This is a genomic window from Nocardiopsis sp. iso_237 (assembly GCF_056173345.1).
This window is the reverse complement of the sequence record NZ_CM149669.1, coordinates 3801309-3818502: the sequence shown is the minus strand read 5'-3', so window position 1 is coordinate 3818502 and position 17194 is coordinate 3801309. Positions and strand designations below refer to the sequence as shown.

Genomic DNA, 17194 nt, shown 5'->3' with positions numbered 1-17194 from the left:
CGGTGGTAGGGGCGGGCATACCCTCCGGATGGAACTGGTCACCGCCGACGACGTCCGCGCCGCAGCCGCCCGGATCCAGGGGCACGTGGTGCGCACCCCCCTCACCGCGGGCCCCCACGGGACGGACCTCCTTCTCAAACCGGAGAGCCTGCAACCCACCGGCGCCTTCAAACTGCGCGGCGCCACCAATGCCGTCGCCCAGCTCACCCCGGTCCAGCGCGAACGCGGGGTGGTCACGCACTCCTCGGGCAACCACGGCCTCGCGCTGGCCCTCGCGTCCGCCCGCCAGGGGGTGCCCTGCACCGTCGTGGTGCCGGAGGGCGCCCCGGCGGTCAAGGTGGACCGGATCCGCGGCTACGGCGCGCGTGTGGTGACCGTGCCGCCCGCCGAACGCCTGGCGACCGCCACCGAGCTTCGCGACCGCGAACTCCGCGCGCTGATCCCGCCCTTCGACGACCCCCGGGTGATCGCCGGTCAGGGCACCGTGGGTCTGGAGATCCTGGAACAGTCGCCCGAGGTCACCACCATCGTGGTGCCGGTCGGTGGGGGAGGTCTGGCCTCGGGCGTGGCCACGGCCGCCTCGGCGGTGCACCCCCGGGTGCGCGTGGTGGGCGTGGAGCCCGAGCTGGCCGCCGACGCCGCCGAGAGTCTGCGTGAGGGGCGCCTGGTCACCTGGGAACCGGAGCGCACGCACCGGACCATGGCCGACGGGGTGCGCGTCTGCCTGTCCGAACGCACCTTCGCGCACCTGTCGGCCCGGTTGGACGAGATCGTCACGGTCTCCGAGGCGGAGATCGCCCGGGCCGTGTCCGAGCTCGCCCACGGGGCCCGGCTGGTCTCCGAACCCAGCGGGGCGCTGGCCACGGCGGCGGTACTGGCGGGGAAGGTGGAGACGGTGCCGGGGCGACCGGAGGCCACGGTCGCGGTGGTCTCGGGCGGCAACGTCGACCCCGCCCTGTTCACACGGCTGACCTCGGCGGACTGACGGGGCTCAGTCGTCCAGACGCACGGTGACGGTGACCCCGCCCCGCCGGTCCGTGCTGGCCACGGCGTGCCCGGACCGCACCCCGTCGGGCAGCTCCAGGGAGAGGGGGCCGCCCTCGCCGGTGAAGTTGCGCCACCACCGCTTGCGTTCGGGCAGGGCGACGCCGATGGTCACCGTCGAACCGCTGAGCCGGTAGGCGACCGGGGTGGAGAACGCGCGCCCCGACCTCCGGCCGGTGTAGGTGACCACCGTCAGGTGTCGACGCAGCGGCCGACCCCAGCGGGGTGAGGCGCGCAGCGCCATCACACACCGGTTGACGGGCCGGACCACACGCTGCGGGATCGGACCTGAGAAGCGCACGGGGACTCCTGCCGTGGGGATGTTCCATGGGCGGGCACGTCGGTGAACGGTGGACGCGTGGTCACCCTAGCCGTGCGGAGGCGGGGAGTGGCCGAAGTGAGAGGCCCGCGCCGCAGGGCCTCTCACCTGGCCCTGGCCTCAGGCGGAGCGCCAACGGGTACACACCCTGGACCGGGGCGGGTGCCGGGCTGAAGTCACCGATCTCCCCGGGGGCAGGTCGGCGGAGACCACGAAGAGCTCGACCTCGAGGGTCCGGGAACGGGTCAGCCGTCGGTGGTGCGCCGGTCGGCGGAGGCCGCGCGGTCCTCGCGTCGGCGCATGGCCATGTCGGACAGGACGGCCAGGCCGAAGGCGATCACCATCGCCGCGATGACCGCCAGCGTGGTCAGGGCGGTGCCGAACGAGGTGGGGTCGGTCATGGGGAGCTCCGGGGGTCGAGGGCGCCAACGCTCGTGCGTCCGGCATGTCGCGCATGCCGACGCCCTCAACCGTAATAGGTGTTAACTTCCAGACCCAGTGTAAGCCCGAGTGAACTGCGTCATACCGATGGGTCGGGAAGTCCTCCGGTTGGTGGCGGCCGGTCGGGGGCAGGTTCCTGGCATGTCGGACGCCGAACCCACCCCCGACGGACGCCACGTCGTCGTCAGGGGCCGAAGGTGGCGGGCCAGCGACCCGGAGCTTCCGGAGCCGGAGCGCCAGCGCCTGGTCGACCTCCTCATGGAGGCCCGCCGGGGCGTGGCCGCCGCCCTGCGCACCGGTGACGCCGAGGCCGAGGGGCAGGCCAGGGCGAACGTGCGGCGCGCCAAGGAGGGGCTGGGGGAGAGGGGCACCCCCTGGTGGGAGATGCCCCTCGACGAACGCCGACGCCGCTGGCAACGCGCGCTGCGCGACCTGGGCGCCGACTGACGCCGGACACCGGCCTGCCCTCCCCGAGAAACGGGAGGGCACACCGGCCGTGCCTAGATCGTTGATGTGAAATGTGTGCCCTGGTCAGTGGTCGTAAGCGATCAGCGACCGCTTGACCGGGGCGCCGATCAGCCAGTTGTGCCAGATCACCGCGTTCAGCGCGCAGACGCGCTGGCACACCCTGGCCCACAAACCCTCAGTGGTGCGTGCCTGGTGGCGTTCCAACCCGAGTTGGTTCTTCAACGTCCAGATCACTGCCTCGATCCGCTGACGCAACCACCCCGGGAAAGCGTGGTCGGGCTCGTCCTTGCGCGAGGGACGGACCAGAACGTGACCCAGACCAGCAGCGGCCTTCTCGATCCCGGCCCCGGCGAACCCTTTGTCGCACACGATCGGCACCGGCCCCGGCCCGGGGGCGCAGCCCTGCACGTGGAGCAGGTGCAGCGCCTGCTTGCGCTCGTCCAGCTCCTTGGGATGGGCCAGGGAGAACGCGCACACCGACCCCTCGGCAGTGGTGATCAGCATGAGCTTGGCGCCCCAGTAGAACGCGTGGTGGGACTGGTCCATCCCATACCCGGCGATCTCGCCCAGGCCGGAGCGGTTGACCGTCACTCGTGAGGCACCGCAGCGCACCGGGGTGCCATCCATCAACCGCAGTTTCTCGTGCCAGGTAGGTGCGACTCGGGCGAGCCACCGAGCTGCTTGGAGCAGGGCCGGGGCCGTCGCACGCAGGTGGCGGTTGTACTCGGACTGGCTGGGCAGACGCGGGAAGAGATGGCCGATGCGTGCTGGTGCGGCGCGCATCCAGTGCCGCTCGGAATCATGGCGCAGCAGGACCTGGGCGATGGCCACACAGACCAGTTCGGCGTCAGTGAGCAGGCGGGGCCGCCCCGCCCGTCGGGGTCGGTTCGCTGAAGGGAGCACCTCATCGTCCAGATGGACGTAGAGTGCTGTCAGAAGGGCGTCAAGGTCTTTGGTCACACTCTGATCCTTGACGCCCTTCGTCATGCCCGCAGCAGGTTCAGCGATTTCCCATCAACGATCTAGGGGGTGGGCGGAGCGGTGCCCGCGCAGGTCTCGGTGACCGCCTCACGGCTCTCGAAGAACTCCACCGCCGTCTCCGCGCACGGCAGGTCGGACAGTGTGCCGTGGCCGTCGTCCTCCACGCTCAGCACCCGGCCGCCGACGACCTCGCGCATGTCCAGGGCCCAGCGGTGGGGGGTGACCATCTCACGGGTGTGGCCGACCAGCTGGAGCGGGCTCTCCCCCTGGCTCAGCTCCGGCGCCCGGCCCGCCGTGGGCCAGCCCACGCACAGGTGCTCGTAGAAGCCCAGGGTGCCCATGGCGGGCAGCCGCTCGGCCCGTTCGGTCCGGTTCTGCCACACCCGGTCGAAGTCGCGCGGGCTCTCGGAGTCGTTGCACAGCAGCGCCATCTGGGCGAAGAAGGTGCCCCCGTCGGTCTCGGTGTCCCACCCGAACCCCTCGGCGCGGGGCTGCCCCAGTTCGGGGACACCCCCGTCCAGCAGGGACACCAGGGCGGCCGCGTTGTCGGGCCACTCGCGCTCGGGCGTGGGCAGCAGCGCCGTCACGGTGTCGTCGTTCACCACCGTTCCGTCGGGTGCGGTCCGGGGGTCCTCCGCCAGCTCGTCGCGGAGCTCCAGCACCCGTTCCCGCACCGCGCCGCCCTCCGTGCCGAGGCCGTACTCCGCGTCGTGCTCGGCCACCCAGTCGGTGAACCGGTGGAAGACCTCCTCACCCGCCTCCGCCTGGCCCTCCTCCAGCCGGGACACGCTGGTGTCCGGGGACACCACCGAGTCCAGGAGCATGGCCTCCACCCGGTCGTCGAACAGGGATCGGTAGGTCGAGCCCAGCAGGATGCCCCACGAGACCCCGTAGTAGCCGATGCTCTCCGCGCCCAGCGCCCGCCGGATCAGTTCCATGTCCCGGGCCACGTTCTCCACGGTCAGGGACTCGACCAGTTCCGGGTCGTTGGCGTGGCACTCCGCGTTGATCCGGGCGTGCTCCTCGGCGAGTGCGCGCGCCCGCTCCTCCGCGTCCTGCTCGGGCGAGGGATCGGTCGCGGCGTAGTCGTCGTCGCACTCCAGCGCCGCGCTGTGGCCGACGCCGCGCGTGTCGAACCCGATGAGGTCGTGCCTCAGGCCCAGGGCCCCCGCCTCACTGTCGAGGATGCGCCCGGGCATGGTCACACCCTGCTGTCCCGGCCCTCCGGGGTTGAACAGCACCGGATAGGTGTTCTCCCCGGCGGCGGGGATCCGGGTGACAGCGATCTCGATGGTGCGGCCTTCGGGATCGTCGTGGTCGAGGGGCACGGTCACGGTCCCGCAGAGTGTGCGTTCGTCGTCCTCGTCCCAACCGGCGGCCACCTCCGAACAGAGCCGCCAGTCCGGTTCCGGGGCGGGCACCGCACCGGCCGGGACCGCTCCGGTCGTGAGCAGCAGTCCCGACAGGGCGGTCAGGGTCGTACTTCGTCCAAGGGGCACGGGGGTCTCCGCTCGTGGGGGTGGGTGGTGGGCCTCCGCGAGGGGCGTGGAGGGAGTGCCGCACGCCCCGGTGTCGCGGAGTCGCCGTCATGCTACGGTCGGCCACCGCCTCCGGGCATGCGTCCGGAGGCGGAACCTCGGTGTCTCCGAAGTACCGGGTGGAGACCACCACCGCGTGTCCATGGTCGGTCCCGCCCCCCACTTTCGTGGGGGGCACGCGCCGAGGGGAACCGTCCCACGGTCCGGACACGGGGGCGGGCGTCCTACACTCAGCCCACATGCGCACCCGGATCCCTCACCCCAGCCGCTGCCTCGCCCGATGGCGCGGCCTGGACCCCCTCCGCCGACGCGAGTGGCGCTGGACCGTCGCCGACTGGCTGTACGCGCTGGGGACCGTGCTCCTGACCCTCCAGTTCCAGATCCAGTCCATGGACGGCTGGGGCCTGGTCGGAGCCTGGACAGGGGAGTTCTTCGAGGCCGAATCCGCCCGCTACGGGCCCGAACTGCCGGGGCTGCTGTACTACGGGCTCCCCGTGCTGGGCGTGACGGCGACCATGCTGGTACGGCGTACCCGGCCCCTGTGGCTGCTGGGGTCGGCGCTCCTGCTGCTCGTGGGGTTCGGCAACGTCATCCCGGTGCTCGTGGCGGTCTACTCCCACGCCGTCCACGCCAGGGGGCCGGTCTCCCCGGTGGCGTGGTCCCTGGCCTACACCGCCGGGATCGTGCTGGCCTTCCGGAACGCCCCCGACATCGTGTTCATGGGCGTGATGGCCGTGCTGCTGCTCCTGGCACTCGGGCTGTACGTGGGCACCCGCCGCGAGCTGGTGGACGGGCTCAGGGAGCGGGCCGCACGGCTCGACCGGGAGCGGCACCTGCTCGCGGAGCGCGCGGTGAGCGCCGAACGCAACCGCATCGCCCGCGAGATGCACGACGTCGTCGCCCACCGGGTCAGCCTCATCGTCCTGCACGCGGGAGGTCTGGAGGTCTCCACCAGCGATCCCCGGGCCCTGGAGACCGCCGGGCTCATCCGGGGGACGGGACGCCAGGCCCTGGGGGAGCTGCGCGACATCCTCGGTGTGCTGCGAGAACAGCCCTCCGGGCCCGCACCCGCGCAGCCGCAGCCCACCCTGGAACGGGTACGGGAACTGCTCGACGAGTGGCGCGAGGCGGGGATGGCCGTCGAACTCCGGGACGGGCTCCCGGGGGTGGACGACCTCCCGCTCGCCGTCCAGCGCGCCGCCTTCCAGGTGGTGAAGGAGGGCGTGACCAACGCCGCCAAGCACGCGCCCGGGGCCGACGTGACCGTCACCCTCCAGCTGGGCGCGGGCACCCTGACCGTGGAGGTCACCAACGCGGAACCGCCGAGCGACCTCGTGCCGCCGCCCGCGAGCGGGTACGGGCTGTCCGGGCTACGGGAGCGGGTGGGCGCGCTGGAGGGCCGACTCACCTCCGAGGTGACCTCGGACGGCGGATGGCGACTGAGCGCCGAACTCCCCACGGCGGTGGACGCCGGGCCCGAACCCGCCTGACGCCCGCGACGGCCCTGGAACCACGAAGGGGCCCGGGGGCGCCACGCGCCACCCGAGCCCCGACGGAGTACGGACCTACAGGATCGAACCGGGCGTGTAGGCGGCGGCCTCCGGACGGGCGGAGGTGATCTCCTCGATCCGCGCCACCACGGCGGCCACCTGGTCGGCGGCGGCCCCCGTGAAGGTGATCCGGTCGGCCAGCAGCGCGTCCAGGGCGGCGCGGTCCAGCGGGAAGCGCTCGTCGGCGGCCAGCCGGTCCAGCAGCTGGTTGCCCACGCCCTCCTGCCGCATGGCCAGAGCCGAGCCCACCGCGTGCTCCTTGATGAGCTCGTGCGCGGTCTCGCGGCCCACCCCGGCGCGCACCGCCGCCATCAGCATCTTGGTGGTGGCCAGGAACGGCAGGTAGCGGTCCAGTTCCGCGGAGACCACGGCGGGGAAGGCACCGAACTCGTCCAGCACCGTCAGCATGGTCTCGACGAGCCCGTCGAAGGCGAAGAACGCGTCCGGCAGCGCGACCCGGCGCACCACCGAGCACGACACGTCGCCCTCGTTCCACTGGTCGCCCGCCAGCTCACCGGTCATCGACGCGTACCCGCGCAGGATCACGGTGAGGCCGTTGACCCGCTCGCACGAACGCGTGTTCATCTTGTGCGGCATCGCGGACGAGCCCACCTGGCCCTCGGCGAAGCCCTCGGTGACCAGTTCGTGCCCGGCCATCAGACGGATCGTCCTGGCCAGCGAGGACGGACCGGCGGCCAGCTGCACCAGCGAGGTCAGCACCTCGAAGTCCAGCGAACGCGGGTACACCTGGCCCACACTGGTGAACCGGTGCTCGAAGCCCAGGTGGGAGGCGACCTCGTCCTCCAGCGCGTCCAGCGCCGCACGGTCGCCGCCGAGCAGGTCCAGCATGTCCTGGGCGGTGCCCACCGGGCCCTTGATCCCGCGCAGCGGGTACCGGGCGATCAGTTCGTCCAGGCGCCCGAGGGCCACCAGCACCTCGTCCGCGATCGACGCGAACCGCTTGCCCAGAGTGGTGGCCTGCGCGGCCACGTTGTGGGAACGGCCCGCCATGACCGTCTCGCCGTACTCGGCGGAGAGCCGGCCGAGCCGGGCCAGCAGCGCCACCACGCGGTCGCGCACCAGCAGCAGGCTGTCGCGGACCTGGAGCTGCTCGACGTTCTCGGTGAGGTCGCGCGAGGTCATGCCCTTGTGGACGTGCTCGTGACCGGCGAGGGCGTTGAACTCCTCGATCCGGGCCTTCACGTCGTGCCGGGTGACCCGCTCGCGCGCGGCGATGGAGGCCAGGTCGACCTGTTCGAGGACCTTCTCGTAGTCCGCCACCACTCCGGCCGGAACGTCCACGCCCAGACGCGCCTGGGCACGGAGCACGGCCAGCCACAGCCGCCTCTCGGCGACCACCTTGTACTCAGGGGACCACAGCCGGGTCAGCTCCGCGGACGCGTAGCGGGCGGCCAGGACATCGGGGATCACAGGTTTCGCGCTCACGTCGTCCCACCCTATCGCCCCCGGACGGGCCGGGCGCGCGTCGGTCCAGCCCCAGTTCACCGGTAGTGCCGTCCCTACCCCGAACCGGTGGGCCCGGCGGATGTCCCCGCCCCGCGCCGCGCCCTAGCGTTGGGGGCATGATCTCCCCGAACGTCCGTCGCAGAGGGCCGAGCACGCTGCTCCAGTCGCTCGCCAGCCCCCGGTACCTGCTCTCGGCCTGGCCGTGGCGGTCCCTGGCCTACTCGCTCACCACCCTGGTCGTCGGGGGAACGCTGGTCGTCGCTGCGATGCCCGTGTACGCGCCCTGGGCCGTGTTCGTGGCGCGGCTGGGGAACGGCCACGACGCCGGCGGGCAGGCGTCGTGGTTCCTGTTCGGGCTGCTCACGGTGCTCTGCTTCGCGCCGCTGGTGGCCATCCCCCTGGGGGCCCTGGAGCGTCGGCGCCTGTACCTGGTGATGCCTGAGGAGAACCGCAGCGGGCACCGGCCCCCTCCAGCGGGGCTGGGGGGCTGGGTGCGCACCCGCTACTCCGAGGCCGCCACCTGGCGCGAGGTCGCCTACGCCGCCGTCATGTTCCCGGTCTTCGGCCTGACCCTGCTGGTGACCGTCACACTGACGGTGGTCACCGCGGTCCTGGCGGCGGCCCCCGTCCTGCTGCTCGACGAGAACGAGGGCCCCATCGCCCTCGGCTGGACCACCCTCACCACGCCGTCCGAGGCCCTTCCCTACGCCTTCGCCGCCCCGTTCACCGCGGCCCTCCTCCTCTACGCCTGCGGGCTCATGTCCTACGGCCACGGAGTGATCGCCCGGGCCCTGCTGGTCGGACCGCCCAAGGAGGTGCTCCGCGCCGAACTCGACCAGGTCACCGAGTCCCGCGCCCGTCTGGTCAACGCCTTCGAGTACGAGCGCCGCCGGATCGAACGCGACCTGCACGACGGCGCCCAGCAGCGTCTCGTGGCGCTCAGCATGGACCTGGGCATGGCCCGCGTGGACCTGGACGAGGGCTCCCCGGCCGATCTCCGTGTGGCGGCCGCACAGACCAAGGTCGACGACCTCATCACCGAGCTCCGCGAACTGGTGCGCGGCATCCACCCGCGCGTGCTCACCGACCGGGGACTGCGCGACGCCCTCCAGGAACTGGCCGACCACTGCCCGGTCCCCGTCACCGTGGAGACCGCGATCCCGCACCGGTTGCCCCCGCACGTGGAGGGCACCGCCTACTTCGTCGTCGCGGAGGCACTGACCAACGTCTACAAGCACGCCCGGGCCGACGCCGTGACCGTGCGCGCTCACCTGGCACCCGGAGACCCCAGGGCCGCGACGGCCGGAGCCCCCGGCACGGCGCGGGGGGACGGAACCGCCGTCCTCACCGTGGAGGTCACCGACGACGGCGTCGGCGGGGCCGACGCCGCCCACGGCAGCGGGCTGACCGGACTCGGTGACCGGGTCGCCGTCATGGGCGGGACAATGGGACTCACGAGCCCCGAAGGCGGGCCGACCCGAATCCGAGTGGAGCTGCCGTGCGGTCCGATCCCCGCGAACCCGACGCCGTGACCCCCGTACCCACCGTGCTCGCGGAGGACGGCGTGCTCCTGCGGGAGGGTCTGGTGGGCGTCCTGGAGCGCTTCGGCTTCCCCGTGGTGGCGGCGGTCGAGGACGGCGACGCCCTGGTCGAGGCGGTCACCGAACACCGGCCCCGACTGGTCGTCACCGACATCCGCATGCCCCCCGACTTCACCGACGAGGGCCTGCGCGCCGCCGTGCGGCTGCGCAAGGACGACCCGGGGCTGGCGGTGGTGGCACTCAGCCAGTACGTGGAGCTCAGCTACGCCACCGACCTGCTCGACTCCGGCGACGGCAAGGGCGTGGGCTACCTGCTCAAGCAGCGGGTGGGGGACGTCCGCGAGTTCGCCTCGGTCCTGCGCAGGGTCGTGGAGGGCGCCACCTTCGTGGACCCCGAGGTGGTCCGGCAGCTGCTGCGCCGCAGTTCCGACCCGCTGGAACGCCTGACCGCCCGGGAGCGGCAGGTGCTGGAGCTGATGGCCGAGGGGCACTCGAACGGGGCCATCGCCCGCAAGCTCGTCGTGAGCGACGCGGCGGTCGGCAAGCACGTGGGCAACATCCTCGCCAAGCTCGACCTGCCGCCCGACGACGACGTGCACCGCCGGGTCCAGGCGGTCCTGGCCTTCCTTCGCGCGCAGGCCGACTGAACCCGGAGGCGGTCGCTCAACCGTCCATGGACCGGTCCACGACGACCACGGTCTCGTCGCCCACGACCCAGGCGTCGTGACCGGGCGGTACGAACGCCACCTGGCCCGCCCGCAGCTCGCTTTCGGAGCCGTCGGAGGTGCGGAACCGCATGGTTCCGCTCAGCAGGGTGAGCGAGTGGGTGGCCATGCACAGGTCCGTGCCCGCGGCGGGGCCGATGTGCTCGCTCCAGCGCCACCCCGGTTCCAGGGTGAGGCGGTTGAGGCTCTGGCCGCCCAGGTGCACGGACTCGGCGTGCCCGTGGTCGAACTCCATGCGTTCGTCGGAGGCGTCGAAGTCACCGATCCGCACGGCGCTCGGGGACTCCTCGTCCCAGGCCTGCACCATGGACTGGTGGACGATCCGGCCGTCCTCCAGGTCCAGCATGGAGATGCTCCTGACGGCGAGGCCGTCCGGGTAGGTGCACAGTTCCGTGTAGGCGGCGTGGTCGCCGTCCGTCACGCACTCCAGGACCTCGTGGTCCAGGTCCATCGAGTAGACCTGGCGGATCTGCTCCTCGATCGACGCGCGTCCGTGCAGGACGGTGGGTGCGCTGGGCGGGGTGCGGCGGTCGACGGTCTCCATGTCCGCGTCCTCCGCGAACTGGCCTACGAGGGTGTCGGTGTCACCGTCCTCGACGGCGCGCCGGAACACGTCGATGTCGAATTCCGTGCCGCTGGTGTTGACAGACATGGTGCGGGCCCCTTTCCGCTGGGAACTTCAGTAGGCACGTCGGACTCACGGGTGCCTCTCCCTCCACTCTCCTCGCCCCCCAGCTCCCGGTTCGACCAATCCCGGGTCAGGCCTGGGTTTGCCCGGGCCGGGGAGGGGGATCGACCGGTGGCGCGGAGGGGAACGCACCGTACCCCCCGAAGGAGGCAGGATGAGGCCCACGGTCGCCGCTCCCGAGAGCGTCACCTGGAGGGTGCACCTGGACCGCTCCATGTGGGTGGCGGGCGTGCGCGCGCTCATGCTCCAGGCGCTGCACCCGATCGCCATGCAGGGGGTCTGGCAGCGCTCCGACTTCCGCTCCGACCCCACCGGGCGCCTGATGCGCACCGCGCACTTCGTGGCGGTCACCACCTACGGCAGCCTGGCCGAGGCCGAGGCCCTCGGGCGGCACGTGCGCCGCGTCCACCGCGCGCTGGGCTTCACCGACCCCGTCAGCGGCCGACTCCACCGTGTCGACCAGCACGACCTGCTCGTGTGGGTGCACTGCGCCGAGGTCAGCTCCTACCTGGAGACCTGCCACCGTGCCGGGGTGGAACTGAGCGCCGCCGACCGCGACCGCTACCTCGACGAACAGGCGCACACCGCCACCCTGGTCGGCCTCTCACCCGGAGACGTCCCCCGCGACGTCGCCGCCATGCGCCGCTACCTGGCGGCGGTCCGGCCCACCCTGCGCGTGACCCCCGAGGCCCGGCGGGCGGTGCGGTTCCTGCTGTGGCCCAGCCTCCCCGAACGGCTCGCCTGGCTCACGCCGCTCAGGCCCCTCTGGTTCCCGGTCGGCGCCCTGTCGTACGCCACCCTGCCCCGGTGGGCGCGCAGGGCCTACGGGACGCTTCCGGAGGTCCCCGGGGCGGACACGGCGGCCACCGTGGGCCTGCGGGCGCTGCGCTCGGGGCTCAACCGGGTGCCCGAGCGCCACTACGACCGGATCTTCGACGAGGCCACCGTGCGCAGCGCGAACGAGGCCAGACGGCGGCTCCTCGCGGCCGGGTACCGGGTGGAGGACGGCCTGCGCGCGGCGCGCCGCACCGCCGACCCCCGGCCGCTCCGGGGTACCGTCCCCGGAACCGGGCCTCGACCCTCCCCGACACCGCGGGGCTAACGTGGACTGAGGGGGGAGACCTCACCATCGGTCCACCGGAGGTGACATGGTCAAACGCAGGAAGATCCGGTACGCGCTCGTCATGGGGACGTGCCTGGTGCTGTTCGTCGGCGCCACCCCCGTGTACTACGTGTTCGGCACGGGCTGGGCGGTGGCGATGTGCCTGGTCGCCATGGTGCTGCCGCCCGTCGCGGTGACGCTCGGGAGCATCTCCGACCCGGACGACCCGCGCGACCACGACAACAGGTACGGGCCCAACGCCGAGTAGGTCGGACGAACACGCCGACCCCCGCGTCGGGACCCGTACCCGGGGTCAGCGCTCCAGGACGCGCCGCAGGGCGCTCAGGGCCAGCTCGGCGCGGTCCAGACGGGCGTTGTGGCCCATCAGACCGATCCGCCACACCGTCGCCGCGTGGGGGCCCACACCGGCGCCGATCTCCAGGCCGTAGTCGCGCAGCAGCCGCTCACGGACCTTGCCCGAGTCCACCCCGTCGGGAACGCGCACCGAGGTCAGCTGCGACAGCCGGTGGCCCTCGGCGGCGAACAGCTCCAGGCCCATCTTCTGCAGGCCCTCGCGCAGGCGCGCACCAGCCGCCTCGTGGCGGGCGGAGACGGAGTCCACGCCCTCCTCCTCGATCCGCGCGAGCGCGGCGTCCAGGGAGGCGACCATCGCGGTCGGGGCGGTGTGGTGGTAGGCGCGCCCGCCCGGGCCGCCGCGCACGTACGCGCCGAGCAGGCCGAGGTCCACGTACCACACGGGCGGGGCCTGCACCCTGCGCTCCCAGGCCCGCTCGGAGAAGGTGAAGGGGGCCAGCCCCGGAGCCACGCCCAGGCATTTCTGGGTGCCGGAGTAGGCGATGTCCACCCGCCACTCGTCCAGGGACATCGGCATGCCGCCCAGCGAGGTGACGCAGTCCGCCAGCAGCAGGGTGTCGTCGGACCGCTCACGCAGGGCCCGGCCCAGGGCGCCGATGTCGCTGACCACGCCGGTGGAGGTCTCCGCGTGCACGGCCGCCACCAGCTTCGGGGCGGGGTGGGCGTCCAGGACGCGCTGGACGTCCACGGGTCGGCCCCACTCGTGGTCGACCCGGACCACCTCGGCGCCGTAGCGCCCGGCGACCTCGCACATCCGCTCACCGAACAGGCCGTTCACCGCCACGACCACGACGTCACCGGGGTGCACGGTGTTGGCGAAGGCGGTCTCCATCCCGAGGGAGCCGGTGCCGGAGAGCGGGAGTGTGAGCGGGTTCTCGGTGCCCCAGAGGGAACGCAGCCGCTCGCAGGTGCGTTCCAGCAGGGTGATGAACTCGGGGTCCAGGTGCCCGAGGAGCGGGGCCGCCAGGCCCAGAGTCGCCTCCGGGTAGGGGTTGCTCGGACCGGGTCCCAGTAGGGTGCGTTCGCTGACTGACATGGTCGAACACTAGCCGGGAAGGGCCGGTCGGGCCCAAACGGGGTGTTCCGGGGCCGTGCGTGCCCGTCCGCCTCGCAACCGTCCCCCGAATGGGCCCGAACAAGGAAGGAGGCGGGCGTCTCCCGCCCAGCCGGAGGCTGGTGCCCGCACGCCCGAGCAACCATGACCGAGACCAACACCGAGACGGCCACCGGAGCCGACACCGACGGCGTGCGCATGCTGCGTGTGGCCCACGACGACCCCCGGGTGGAGGGGCTGCTCGCCGGACTCCTGGAGGAGTACACCGAACGCTACGGCGCCGAGGGCGCCGCGACCGAGCTCAGCCGCTACCCGGTCACCGAGTTCGTCGCCCCGCACGGCTGCCTGGTCCTGGCCGAGCTCGACGGGGAGGTCGTGGCCGGGGGAGCCCTGCGCCCGTACCGCCGGGACCGCGCGAGCCAGGCCGACACCGTCGAGTTCAAGCGTGTGTGGACCAGTGCCCGGCACCGGCGGCGCGGTCTGGGCCGCCGGATCATGAACGCGCTGGAGGGCGCCGCGCGCGACCTCGGCTACTCCCGGGTCGTCCTGTTCACCGGCCCCTCCCAGCCCGAGGCCGTCGCCCTGTACGAGCGGATCGGCTACCGCTGGGTGGACCCCGCCACCGTGGAGGAACTGCCCTACCCGAAGGCCATCCCCTTCGCCCACGACCTGGCCTGACCCCCGGGCGCACGGGCCTGCCTGCGCTGGTCCGGACGTTATGGGGAGCGCTATGTCCGGCGTGCGGACAAGGGTACGAACGCCCCCGTACGATGATGAGGAGGCCGCCACCAGCGGTCCCCGCTCCCCGCACCCTTTCGACGAACACTTGGAGAGTCACAACGTGAGCGAGCAGCAGCGTCCCGAGGCCGAGGTCGACGCCCCCGTGTTCAGGCCGCGCAAGAACGGCCAGGCGCAGTCGGTCTCCGACGAGCTCGCGGCGTGGATGACCACCGGCTGGGCCGACACCGAACTGCGGGACCTCGAACCGGTCGAGCAGGCCGAGCACACGGCCCGCCGCCGGGCCGCGCTCAGCGCCGCCTTCCCCGGCGACCGGCTGGTCATCCCCTCCGGTCAGCTCCTGACCCGCTCCAACGACACCGAGTACCCCTTCCGCGCCGCCACCGACTACGCCTACCTCACCGGTGACACCACCGACGGCAACTGCCTCGTGTTCACCCCGAAGGCCGACGGCGGCCACGACGTGGTCCTCCACCTCAAGCCGCGCTCCAACCGCGACAACGGCGAGTTCTGGCTCGGCGGCTACGGCGAGCTGTGGACCGGCCGCCGCAACAGCCTCGGTGAGGCCGCCGACCTGTTGGGCGTGGCCACCGCCGACGTGCGCCTGCTGCCCGCCGCCCTGCGCGCCGACGCCTCCGTCACCACCCGTGTGGTGCGCGGCCACGACGCCGAGATCGACGCCCTGGTGGACGAGCTGCGCGCCGACGCCGACGACGAGGCCCGCGCCAAGTCCGCGCAGCTGGACGAGGACCTCGGCGTCGCCCTGGCCGACCACCGCCTCGTCAAGGACGAGTGGGAGGTCGCCCAGCTCCAGCTGGCCGTGGACGCCACCGTGCGCGGCTTCGGCGACGTCGCCAAGGCTCTCCCGCAGGCCAGGGACACCTCCGAGCGCTACGTGGAGGGCACCTTCTTCCTGCGCGCCCGCGTGGAGGGCAACGACGTCGGTTACGGCACCATCGCCGCCTCCGGAGCCAACGCCACCACCCTGCACTGGACCCGCAACGACGGCCCGGTCCGCGAGGGCGACCTCCTCCTGCTGGACGCCGGAGTGGAGACCACCACCCTCTACACCGCCGACGTCACCCGCACCATGCCGGTCTCGGGCACCTTCACCGACCTCCAGCGCAAGGTCTACGACCTCGTCTACGAGGCGCAGGAGGCCGGGATCGCGGCCGTGGCCCCGGGTCGGCCCTTCACCGCCTTCCACGAGGCCTCCCAGCGCGCGCTGGCCGAGGGCCTGGTCGAGTGGGGCCTGCTCGAGGGTCCGGTGGACCGCGTCCTGGAGCTGGGCCTCCAGCGCCGGTACACCCTGCACGGCACCGGCCACATGCTCGGCATGGACGTGCACGACTGCGCCGTCTCCCGCCAGGAGAACCACCTGTACGGCGACCTGAAGCCGGGCATGGTCCTCACCGTGGAGCCGGGCCTGTACTTCCAGCCCGACGACCTCACCGTCCCCGAGGAGCTGCGCGGCATCGGCGTGCGCATCGAGGACGACGTCCTGGTGACCGAGGAGGGCCGCACCGTGATGTCGGCCGGGCTCCCGAGGTCCTCCGCCGACGTCGAGGCCTGGCTGGCCGAGCGCCTGCCGCGCTGACCGCGACGCCGCCGAGAGCGCACGGGCCGTCCTCCCTTCGCGGGAGGCGGCCCGTCGCCGTTGGCGCCGTCCTGGGATTCGGTCACCGGCGGGCCGGTCCGCCGGAAGTGGTCGACGGGTTTCGGCTGTCCGTAGCCCGAGCCCGTTCCGGGGTTGGAGTGGGGCATGACCGCCCTGTCCGGATATTCACCGGGGCTGGTGTGGAACCATCAGTGCTGATCCACCTACGGCCTCCCCGATCAGGGGGCGGTCCGATCTGGCACCCGCTACGGTTTTTGTGGCGAGCGGATACGTAAGACAGAACTGGGGGAGGTTCAGGCGTGCGCGCGGAACGGCTGTGGCGCAGGGGGCTGAGGTTTCCCCGCCTGTTCCTGGCGGAGCGGACGGTCCTCGTCCACGGCGACGTCGACCCCAACCCCGACCCCAGGAAGTCGCGGTACGAGGCGCGGGCCTTCGACACCCGCTCACTGCGTCCCCTGGGCACCGCCTTCGAGGCGCAGGGGCCGGTCAACCTGGCGCGGTCACCCGAGGGACAGGAGTGGCCCGGCACGGTCCTGGTGCAGGCCTCCCGGCGTTCGGTGACGGTGCGCGACCCGAGCACCGGCACGTCCCTGCTGGAGACCGACCTCGCGGAGCCCGGAGAGCTGTGGCCCGACGACGTGGCCCTGCGCGTCCTGGACAAGGAGGCGGTGGTCCTCCTCTTCGGTGAGGACGGCGACGGCGGCACCCGGTGGTGGGCGGTGGACCCGTTCACGGGGGCGACCGTCCCCGACCTCACCGACTCCCGGCCCGGCCACGAGGCCCGGGGGGAGCGGATGTCCTTCGCCGGTGACTTCCTGGTCGCACCGGGGCAGGACCCGGGGTTCGACCCGGTCATCCTCGCTGACTACGAACACCCCCGTGAGCGCGTGTACCGGCTGGAGGACGGCGAGTACCTGGGCGAGGTGGAGAGCCACGCCGACTCGGAGACCGTGGCGGCCCGGGTGGGCGGCCGATCCCTGCTGGCGGTCGCGGGCCGCATCCACTCCCTGCCCGACCTGGAACTGGTCGCTGAGCTGGGCGGGCCGCGCACGCTGGTCTCCCTGGCCGAGTGGGAGGGCGAGGCGGTCGCCGTCTACCAGGAGGAGGACGCCCGCCCCGGCGGCCTGGGCTCCTGGTACCTGGACCGGTTGCGCGTCCGGTACCTGGACCGCCCGGGACAGCCGGTCGTGGAGATCCCCGGAACCTGGCCGGGCGAGCTGGAGGACCTGGTCGCCGCCCCGGACCGGGTGGTGGTCCTGGCCACCACCGAGGGCGTCTACGCCCTGCACGTGACGGTTTAGGGAGTGTTTTTTGGATGCTTTCGCGGGTGGCGGCGGAGCCGCCATCGATGCGAGCGGCCTCCAAGCAATCTCTCGCAAGCCGTGGAGCGAGAGGCAGCCCGGGGTTGGCTGTCCGAGCTTCATCGGCGCAGTGAGAGGCAGCCTGGTGGTAACGCGAGGACACAGCGCCGAAGGCGTCCGTTGAGGGTGGTGGCGGGCGACGGGCGGGAGGAATGATCCAAAAAACACGACCTAGCCGAGGCCG

Annotated in this window: 17 protein-coding genes; 10 read left to right on the top strand and 7 right to left on the bottom strand. The window is 72.6% G+C overall.

Features of this window, described 5'->3' with window-relative positions; translation table 11 throughout:
• The first annotated feature begins 28 nt into the window (after nt 1–28).
• Nucleotides 29–985, top strand: a complete 957-nt coding sequence (locus AC0VYM_RS17560; RefSeq protein ID WP_475453490.1) for a threonine ammonia-lyase — start codon at nt 29–31, stop codon at nt 983–985.
• A gap of 6 nt (nt 986–991) precedes the next feature.
• Here the strand turns inward: AC0VYM_RS17560 and AC0VYM_RS17555 are convergent, their stop codons facing one another.
• Both AC0VYM_RS17555 and AC0VYM_RS17550 read right to left on the bottom strand, forming a co-directional pair.
• On the bottom strand, nt 992–1345 hold the full coding sequence (locus tag AC0VYM_RS17555) for a hypothetical protein (RefSeq protein ID WP_475453487.1): 354 nt from the start codon (nt 1343–1345) through the stop codon (nt 992–994).
• 263 nt (nt 1346–1608) lie between these two features.
• Nucleotides 1609–1764 (bottom strand): hypothetical protein, encoded by a 156-nt coding sequence (locus AC0VYM_RS17550; RefSeq protein WP_475453485.1) that lies wholly within the window; start codon nt 1762–1764, stop codon nt 1609–1611.
• 181 nt (nt 1765–1945) lie between these two features.
• Between AC0VYM_RS17550 and AC0VYM_RS17545 the strand changes: the two genes are divergently transcribed.
• Nucleotides 1946–2251 (top strand): hypothetical protein, encoded by a 306-nt coding sequence (locus AC0VYM_RS17545; RefSeq protein ID WP_475453482.1) that lies wholly within the window; start codon nt 1946–1948, stop codon nt 2249–2251.
• A gap of 84 nt (nt 2252–2335) precedes the next feature.
• Here AC0VYM_RS17545 and AC0VYM_RS17540 read toward each other — a convergent pair whose 3' ends face one another.
• Both AC0VYM_RS17540 and AC0VYM_RS17535 read right to left on the bottom strand, forming a co-directional pair.
• A complete protein-coding gene (locus AC0VYM_RS17540; protein WP_475453480.1) occupies nt 2336–3232 on the bottom strand; it encodes a transposase in 897 nt (298 codons plus the stop codon).
• Nucleotides 3233–3294: 62 nt separating this feature from the next.
• On the bottom strand, nt 3295–4752 hold the full coding sequence (locus tag AC0VYM_RS17535) for an alpha/beta fold hydrolase (protein ID WP_475453477.1): 1458 nt from the start codon (nt 4750–4752) through the stop codon (nt 3295–3297).
• A gap of 278 nt (nt 4753–5030) precedes the next feature.
• Between AC0VYM_RS17535 and AC0VYM_RS17530 the strand changes: the two genes are divergently transcribed.
• Nucleotides 5031–6281, top strand: a complete 1251-nt coding sequence (locus AC0VYM_RS17530) for a sensor histidine kinase (RefSeq protein WP_475453475.1) — start codon at nt 5031–5033, stop codon at nt 6279–6281.
• A gap of 75 nt (nt 6282–6356) precedes the next feature.
• Here the strand turns inward: AC0VYM_RS17530 and purB are convergent, their stop codons facing one another.
• Nucleotides 6357–7787 carry an adenylosuccinate lyase gene (gene purB, locus AC0VYM_RS17525; protein ID WP_475453472.1) on the bottom strand — a complete coding sequence of 477 codons (1431 nt, stop codon included), beginning with the start codon at nt 7785–7787 and terminating at the stop codon, nt 6357–6359.
• 137 nt (nt 7788–7924) lie between these two features.
• Here purB and AC0VYM_RS17520 point away from each other — a divergent pair, with 137 nt between their 5' ends.
• Complete coding sequence (locus tag AC0VYM_RS17520) at nt 7925–9340, top strand: sensor histidine kinase (protein ID WP_475453470.1); 1416 nt, start codon at nt 7925–7927, stop codon at nt 9338–9340.
• Nucleotides 9307–9996, top strand: a complete 690-nt coding sequence (locus AC0VYM_RS17515) for a response regulator (protein ID WP_475453467.1) — start codon at nt 9307–9309, stop codon at nt 9994–9996. Before AC0VYM_RS17520 ends, AC0VYM_RS17515 begins: the two co-directional genes overlap by 34 nt.
• Before the next feature lie 16 nt (nt 9997–10012).
• Here AC0VYM_RS17515 and AC0VYM_RS17510 read toward each other — a convergent pair whose 3' ends face one another.
• A complete protein-coding gene (locus AC0VYM_RS17510; protein WP_475453464.1) occupies nt 10013–10726 on the bottom strand; it encodes a nuclear transport factor 2 family protein in 714 nt (237 codons plus the stop codon).
• A gap of 190 nt (nt 10727–10916) precedes the next feature.
• On the opposite strand from AC0VYM_RS17510, the gene AC0VYM_RS17505 reads away from it, so the two are divergent.
• Both AC0VYM_RS17505 and AC0VYM_RS17500 read left to right on the top strand, forming a co-directional pair.
• The gene (locus AC0VYM_RS17505) at nt 10917–11864 is read left to right on the top strand and encodes an oxygenase MpaB family protein (protein ID WP_475453462.1); all 948 of its coding nucleotides are present in this window, start codon (nt 10917–10919) and stop codon (nt 11862–11864) included.
• A 46-nt stretch (nt 11865–11910) separates the two neighbouring features.
• A complete protein-coding gene (locus tag AC0VYM_RS17500; RefSeq protein ID WP_475453459.1) occupies nt 11911–12132 on the top strand; it encodes a DUF3099 domain-containing protein in 222 nt (73 codons plus the stop codon).
• Between the two features lie 45 nt (nt 12133–12177).
• Here the strand turns inward: AC0VYM_RS17500 and AC0VYM_RS17495 are convergent, their stop codons facing one another.
• On the bottom strand, nt 12178–13275 hold the full coding sequence (locus AC0VYM_RS17495) for a pyridoxal-phosphate-dependent aminotransferase family protein (RefSeq protein ID WP_475453457.1): 1098 nt from the start codon (nt 13273–13275) through the stop codon (nt 12178–12180).
• Between the two features lie 162 nt (nt 13276–13437).
• Between AC0VYM_RS17495 and AC0VYM_RS17490 the strand changes: the two genes are divergently transcribed.
• The 3 genes from AC0VYM_RS17490 to AC0VYM_RS17480 all read left to right on the top strand — a co-directional run bounded on the left by AC0VYM_RS17490 (nt 13438) and on the right by AC0VYM_RS17480 (nt 16950).
• Nucleotides 13438–13971, top strand: coding sequence for a GNAT family N-acetyltransferase (locus tag AC0VYM_RS17490; protein ID WP_475453454.1), 534 nt, complete (start codon nt 13438–13440; stop codon nt 13969–13971).
• 163 nt (nt 13972–14134) lie between these two features.
• Complete coding sequence (locus AC0VYM_RS17485) at nt 14135–15628, top strand: aminopeptidase P family protein (protein ID WP_475453452.1); 1494 nt, start codon at nt 14135–14137, stop codon at nt 15626–15628.
• Between the two features lie 320 nt (nt 15629–15948).
• Entirely contained in the window at nt 15949–16950 is a 1002-nt protein-coding gene (locus tag AC0VYM_RS17480) for a hypothetical protein (RefSeq protein ID WP_475453449.1), read from the top strand.
• The last annotated feature ends 244 nt before the right edge of the window (nt 16951–17194 follow it).